Here is a 5621-nt window from a genome sequence, read left to right as displayed (position 1 = left end):
CGTCCGCTGTGGGCGGTGTGGGCGCGGACAACGGACGGTCCGGGTGCGGGGGTTGGTGCTGCCCCTGCCGTTCCTGGCCGGGCGGCTGCTCGGGTGAGGGGCCCGGAGGCCGGGCCGGGGTCCCGGCCGAGTGCTGTGGCGTCCCGGATGTCCCCGGGTGGCGCAGGACCGGCGGGAGCTCGCGCGGCACGAATCCCTCGGGAAGCGGGCCCACCTGATCGAAGACCTCGACCGGCTCCTCGTCGGGCGAGGCGTCCGGCAGCAGCTCCACGGCCGAGGCGAGCGCCTTGCGCGCCCCCGTGGCCGTCCGGAAGCGTACGTGCGGGTCCGGCTGGAGCAGACCCGCCAGGACCTGCCACAGCGGCTCAGGGACGCCCTGGGGGGCTCCGGGGGTGCCGTGGGCGGTGAAGTACTCCACCAGCGCCCGGGCGTCCGGTTTCTGACCCTCCAGCAGATACAGGGCGACCAGGCCGACCGCGAACAGATCGGACGGGAAGTCGGGGTCCGCGCCCATGATCTGCTCGGGCGCGAAGTACCCCGGCGTCCCCATCACATAGTTCGTCTCGGTCAGCCGCGGCTCGCCCTTGCGCATCGCGATGCCGAAGTCGGACACCCGCAGATGCGGCCGTCCGGTGCCGGTCGCCTCCAGAAGGATGTTGGCCGGTTTGATGTCGCGGTGGACGACGCCCTCGGCGTGGACCGCCGCGAGACCGGCGAGCAACTGGTCCAGCAGGACGCAGACGAACCGGGGCGGCAGCGGCCCGTAGTCCCCGATCAGATGGGCCAGCGAGCCGCCGGTCACCAGGTCCATGGTGAACAGGACCTTGTCGTCGTCGGCGGCCCAGCTCGCCGGGGCCAGCACATGAGGGTGGTCGATCCTCAGCGCCTGCTCGCGGACGAACCGCAGCAGGGTGTGCGCGTCGCTCTGCTGGAGGACCTTCGCCGCCACACAGCGGCGGCGGCGGTGGTCCCAGGCGCGCCAGACGGCGCCGACACCACCCCGGCCGATCGGGTCGATGAGTTCGTACCGACCGGCGAAGACCTCACCCACCTGGCACCCCCGCCCCCATGGCCGTCAGCTCTGGTGCGCCTCGTAGTGGGCGACCGCCTCGGCGGTGCGTCCGGCGCCGTACACCCGGAGGAACTCTGCCAGCTCGGGGTGGGCCGGGGCGAGGGTGTCGGCGGCGTCGATGATGTCCCCGGCGGCGGCGACCGAGCGCAGCAGCGACTGGATCTCGCGCACCACGCGGCGCACGGTGGGAGCACCGGAACTCGTGGTGGTCTGCCCGGTGTTGGTGAGGACGGAGCCGCCCTGGGACTTCTTGATCTCGTCCATCCGGTCGGTGGCCTCGGCGGCGCTGACGCTGCCGTCGGCGACCTGGCCGGCCAGGTCCTGGAGGGCCTGGACGCGCTGGACGACGGCCGGGTTGCCGATCTTGGCGCGCTGACCGCTCATCAGCTGGGACAGCATGGGGGCCGAGAGGCCGAGGACGCCGGCGAGCCTGGCCTGATTCAGGCCCAGATCGTCTATCAGTCGGCGGAAGAGCGCCCCCAGCGGCTCCCCGTACCAGCTCCGCTGAAGCTCCCTCGCTCTTGCGGTCGCTTCCTGCTGCGTTGCGTCCATTGCGCGTCTCCCCATCGCTTCCCCATCGGGGCGCTTCGCTGTCGCGAACCCCGACGAGCATCTTACGGAGAGTGGTCGCTCACCGGGAGTCCCAATCCTTTTGCGGGATACCCGCCTCCACCCGGTACTCTGGTCTGCGCACCACCCTTCCGGGGCCTTAGCTCAGTTGGTAGAGCGCTGTCTTTGCATGGCAGATGTCAGGGGTTCGACTCCCCTAGGCTCCACAGCACGACAACGGCGGGTGCCGTGGACCGTCCGGTCCACGGCACCCGCCGTTTCGCTGTGTACCGCCGAGGCTCCCGGGTCAGTGGCCCCCGCCGCGCTCCTCGCCGAACTCGGCCTCCTCCGCCTCCTTGGCCTCGACCTCCGGGTCGAGGGCCCCGCTGCTGCCGTCCACGGCGCTCAGCGGAGTCGGTTCGGCGACCTCGGTCGGGGCCGGGGGCTCGACCAGCCAGTCCGGGTTGGCCTGCTTGTCCCACCACTTCCAGGCGGCCACGGCGCCGCCCGCCACGATGCCGGCGACCGCGAGGTACTTGGCGACGCGTCCGGCCCGGGCCCGGCGCCGCTGCTTCTTCACCAGCTTCTCGATCTGGCGCGGGGAGATCTGCCCGCGCAGCGCCGCGAGGGCGGCCGTGGAGCGGGCCATGGCCTCTTCCCGGACCGGCTGGGCGGCGGCGACCGCCTGGCTGACGCGGGGCGCCGTGTACTGGGCCGCCTGGCGCGCGGCGCGCCGGGAGCGCGCTGCGGCTTCCCGGGCCACCTCGTCGACCTTCGGCGGCACATGCGGCGCGACATACGAGCCGTACTGCTGCTGGGCCTGGCTGCGGGCCTGCTGGGCGGCCTTGGCCACCTTGGGCGCGAGCCGTACGCGCGTCTCGTGCGCGTAGTGCGCGGCCTGGTTCTTGGCCGAGTCGGCGTAGGGCGCCACCACTTCCGCGGCGTGCAGCACGCTCTCCTTCGCCGAGCCGGTCGCGGCGCGCACGCTCTCCATGCGGGTCACGTGATCCTCCTCCTTGGTGGCGGGGTTCAGGGCGGTCCGGTGGGTTGTCGCCGGAATGAGCACAGTGTCGCCTTTCCACCCATCTCGAAATCATGCCTGTCGGACGGGTACCCGGCATGCGCGGAAAGGCATCCGGGTCATGCGGGCGACTTCGGAAGAAGTACGGCACGACGGCGCGAGGGGCGGGGCGGAAGAGCTCGGGTCCGACGATGCCACGGTCGCGCCCCGGGCGGCGCGTGTTCGGCCCGATCGGCGGCACACGGCGGCGTTTCCTTGCCGCGGGGCCCTCCGTGCGAGGATCGTGGGACGTCAGTGCAGACCAAAGGAAGGCAGACCGTGGCCGAGCAGCTTTACGCCACCCTCAAGACCAACCAAGGGGACATCGAGATCCGGCTCCTGCCGAACCACGCCCCGAAGACGGTCAGGAACTTCGTCGAGCTGGCCAAGGGCGAGCGCGAGTGGACGCACCCGGCGACCGGCAAGCAGACCACGGACCCGCTCTACGACGGCACGGTCTTCCACCGCGTGATCAGCGGCTTCATGATCCAGGGCGGCGACCCGCTGGGCAACGGCACCGGCGGCCCGGGGTACGAGTTCGCCGACGAGTTCCACCCGGAGCTGGCCTTCGACAAGCCGTACCTGCTGGCCATGGCGAACGCGGGGCCGGGCACCAACGGCTCCCAGTTCTTCATCACGGTGTCCCCCACGGCGTGGCTGACCCGTAAGCACACGATCTTCGGTGAGGTCTCCTCCGACCCCGGCCGGAAGGTCGTGGACACCATCGCGGGCATCCAGACCAATCCGCGCACCGACCGCCCCGTCCAGGACGTGGTGATCGAGTCGGTCGTCATCGAGTCCCGCGAGGGCTGAGCCCCGCGCGCCGCACCGACGGCACCCTTTCGTGGGGAACCAACCGCCCCGCTCGTCCGTATGACGTGACGAGCGGGGCGGCGCGGTTGCCGCCCGGCGCCAGCCCGTAACGCGACCCGCGTACACCGAGTACAAGGAGCCCGATGGACCAGGCGAGCCTGCCGAGCTGCTACCGGCACCCGGGCGTGCAGACGGGTATCACCTGCACCCGCTGCGAGCGCCCGATCTGCCCGGAGTGCATGGTCAGCGCCTCGGTCGGATTCCAGTGCCCGGAGTGCGTCCGGGGCGGCTCGGGCACCGGGCACACGCGGACGGCCAACCAGCCGCGCACGATGGCGGGCGCGGCGATCGCGCCGGGCGACCCGCGTCTGCTCACCAAGATCCTGATCGGGCTGAATCTGGTCGGTTTTCTGCTCCAGGAGGTCGTCGGGAACAGCTTCACCGACAGGTTCGAACTGATCGGGTGGGCCTCGTACCTGCCCGGTGATCCCATGGAGGGCGTCGCCGAAGGCCAGTGGTACCGCCTGGCGACCTCGATGTTCCTGCACGGCGGCATCACGCACATCGCGTTCAACATGCTCAGCCTGTGGTGGATCGGCGGGCCGCTGGAGGCGGCGCTCGGCCGGGTGCGCTATCTGGCGCTCTACTTCGTCTCCGGCCTCGCCGGAAGCGCGCTGACGTACTGGCTCGCCGCCCCCAACCAGCCCTCGCTCGGTGCCTCCGGGGCGATCTTCGGGCTGTTCGGCGCCACCGCGGTGCTGATGCGCAAGCTGAACTACGACATGCGCCCGCTGATCGCGCTCCTGGTGATCAACCTGGTGATCACCTTCAACCCCTGGGGCGGGATCGCCTGGCAGGCCCATATCGGCGGTCTGGTCGGCGGCACGGTGATCGCGTACGCCATGGTCCACGCGCCCCGCGAGCGCCGGGCGGTGATCCAGTGGGGGACCTGCGCGGCGGTCCTGCTGGCCGTCGTGGTGATCGTCATAGCCCGGACGGCCGCGCTCACCTGAGCCGCGGGTCGGCCGCCAGGTCGGGCACACGGAGTCGAGCTTTCCCCCAAGGTTGTCCACAGTGTGTGCCGGATCTTGTGCACGCCGTGGGGAACAGCTGTGCCCCTTGTCGCTGACCTGGGTTTTCCCAGCAAGGACAAGGGGCGGGCCGTGGGCCGGTGTGGAAGAGTGCAGTCACACCGGCGTCAACACGGCGGAGGTTATCCACAGATCGTCTGACCTTTTCCCCAGTGTGGATAGCGTTGTGGATAACCCGTGGGCAAGGCTTGACGAGGAGGCTGCGGACCCGCTACTTCAGCCGCGCTACTTCCACTGCGTGGAGACACCGAAGCCGCCGGCGATGAAGCCGAAGCCGACCACGATGTTCCAGTTCCCGAGGGACTTCAGCGGCAGATCGCCCTCGGTCACATAGAAGAGGACGATCCAGGCAAGCCCGATCAGGAAGAACGCCAGCATCACCGGGGCCACCCAGCCCCGGCTGCCCAGCTTGATGGCGGTGGCCTGCTTCGCCGCCGGCGGCGGTGTGAAGTCGGCCTTCTTGCGGATACGTGACTTCGGCACGAGGAACACTCCTGTCGATGCGCTGCGTTACCGCGCAGGGAACTGTGGCTGGGCGGCGGCGGAGGGACAACCGGGGATCACTGCTGCCCCCAGGCGTCCGTTAGCGTAGTGCTTCCGTGCCGCCGAAGGAGATAAGGGTACGTTGAGCAATTCCGCCGACTCCCCCGAAGGGCTCCCCGACGAGCCCGCAGCCCGGGGCCGCCGCTTCCGCGCCCGCCCCGTCCGGCTGCTCTCCGCCGCCGTCTTCGCCCTGGCCGGACTCATCTTCGTCACCAGCTTCAATACCGCCAAGGGCACCAACATCCGTACGGACGCCTCGCTGCTGAAGCTCTCCGACCTGATCCAGCAGCGCAGCCGCAAGAACGCCGAGCTCGACCAGTCCACCGCCACCGTCCGCAACGACGTCGACGCCCTCGCCCAGCGCGACAACGGCTCAACCCAGGCGCAGGACCAGCAGTTCGCCGCCCTCAAGGACGCGGCGGGCACCGAGAAGGTGGCCGGCAAGGCGCTCACCGTCACCCTCAACGACGCCCCGCCCAACGCGACGGCCGCC

The 5621-nt window shown here is 70.6% G+C and carries 6 protein-coding genes, 1 tRNA gene and 1 pseudogene; 4 read left to right on the top strand and 4 right to left on the bottom strand.

Going from position 1 to position 5621, the window contains the following annotated elements; translation table 11 throughout:
- Both ACJA3G_RS28505 and ACJA3G_RS28500 read right to left on the bottom strand, forming a co-directional pair.
- Positions 1-1051 (bottom strand): serine/threonine-protein kinase (locus ACJA3G_RS28505; RefSeq protein WP_406555913.1); only part of this gene is annotated, 1051 nt, incomplete at its 3' end.
- A gap of 24 nt (positions 1052-1075) precedes the next feature.
- On the bottom strand, positions 1076-1624 hold the full coding sequence (locus tag ACJA3G_RS28500; RefSeq protein WP_358837570.1) for a DNA-binding protein: 549 nt from the start codon (positions 1622-1624) through the stop codon (positions 1076-1078).
- Between the two features lie 151 nt (positions 1625-1775).
- Between ACJA3G_RS28500 and ACJA3G_RS28495 the strand changes: the two genes are divergently transcribed.
- Positions 1776-1848 (top strand) — tRNA-Ala (locus ACJA3G_RS28495).
- A gap of 80 nt (positions 1849-1928) precedes the next feature.
- On the opposite strand, the gene ACJA3G_RS28490 is transcribed toward ACJA3G_RS28495, so the two are convergent.
- Positions 1929-2624, bottom strand: coding sequence for a DUF5324 family protein (locus ACJA3G_RS28490; RefSeq protein WP_406555912.1), 696 nt, complete (start codon positions 2622-2624; stop codon positions 1929-1931).
- 336 nt (positions 2625-2960) lie between these two features.
- Between ACJA3G_RS28490 and ACJA3G_RS28485 the strand changes: the two genes are divergently transcribed.
- A complete protein-coding gene (locus tag ACJA3G_RS28485; RefSeq protein WP_406555911.1) occupies positions 2961-3494 on the top strand; it encodes a peptidylprolyl isomerase in 534 nt (177 codons plus the stop codon).
- Positions 3495-3637: 143 nt separating this feature from the next.
- Positions 3638-4507: a rhomboid family intramembrane serine protease gene (locus ACJA3G_RS28480; RefSeq protein WP_406555910.1), complete on the top strand. Its 870-nt coding sequence runs from the start codon at positions 3638-3640 to the stop codon at positions 4505-4507.
- A gap of 303 nt (positions 4508-4810) precedes the next feature.
- On the opposite strand, the gene crgA is transcribed toward ACJA3G_RS28480, so the two are convergent.
- Positions 4811-5068 (bottom strand): cell division protein CrgA, encoded by a 258-nt coding sequence (crgA, locus tag ACJA3G_RS28475; protein WP_406555909.1) that lies wholly within the window; start codon positions 5066-5068, stop codon positions 4811-4813.
- Between the two features lie 142 nt (positions 5069-5210).
- Between crgA and ACJA3G_RS28470 the strand changes: the two are divergent.
- Positions 5211-5621, top strand: a pseudogene (locus ACJA3G_RS28470) (hypothetical protein); the annotation flags it as partial.

Source organism: Streptomyces sp. YS-3, assembly GCF_045257485.1.
GTDB lineage: Bacteria > Actinomycetota > Actinomycetes > Streptomycetales > Streptomycetaceae > Streptomyces.
This window is presented reverse-complemented; position numbering and strand designations above follow the sequence as displayed.

Coding starts and splice junctions, on each gene's coding strand:
- ACJA3G_RS28500 (WP_358837570.1), bottom strand. CDS start 1,624: ATGGACGCAACGCAGCAGGAAGCGACCGCAAGAGCGAGGGAGCTTCAG.
- ACJA3G_RS28480 (WP_406555910.1), top strand. CDS start 3,638: ATGGACCAGGCGAGCCTGCCGAGCTGCTACCGGCACCCGGGCGTGCAG.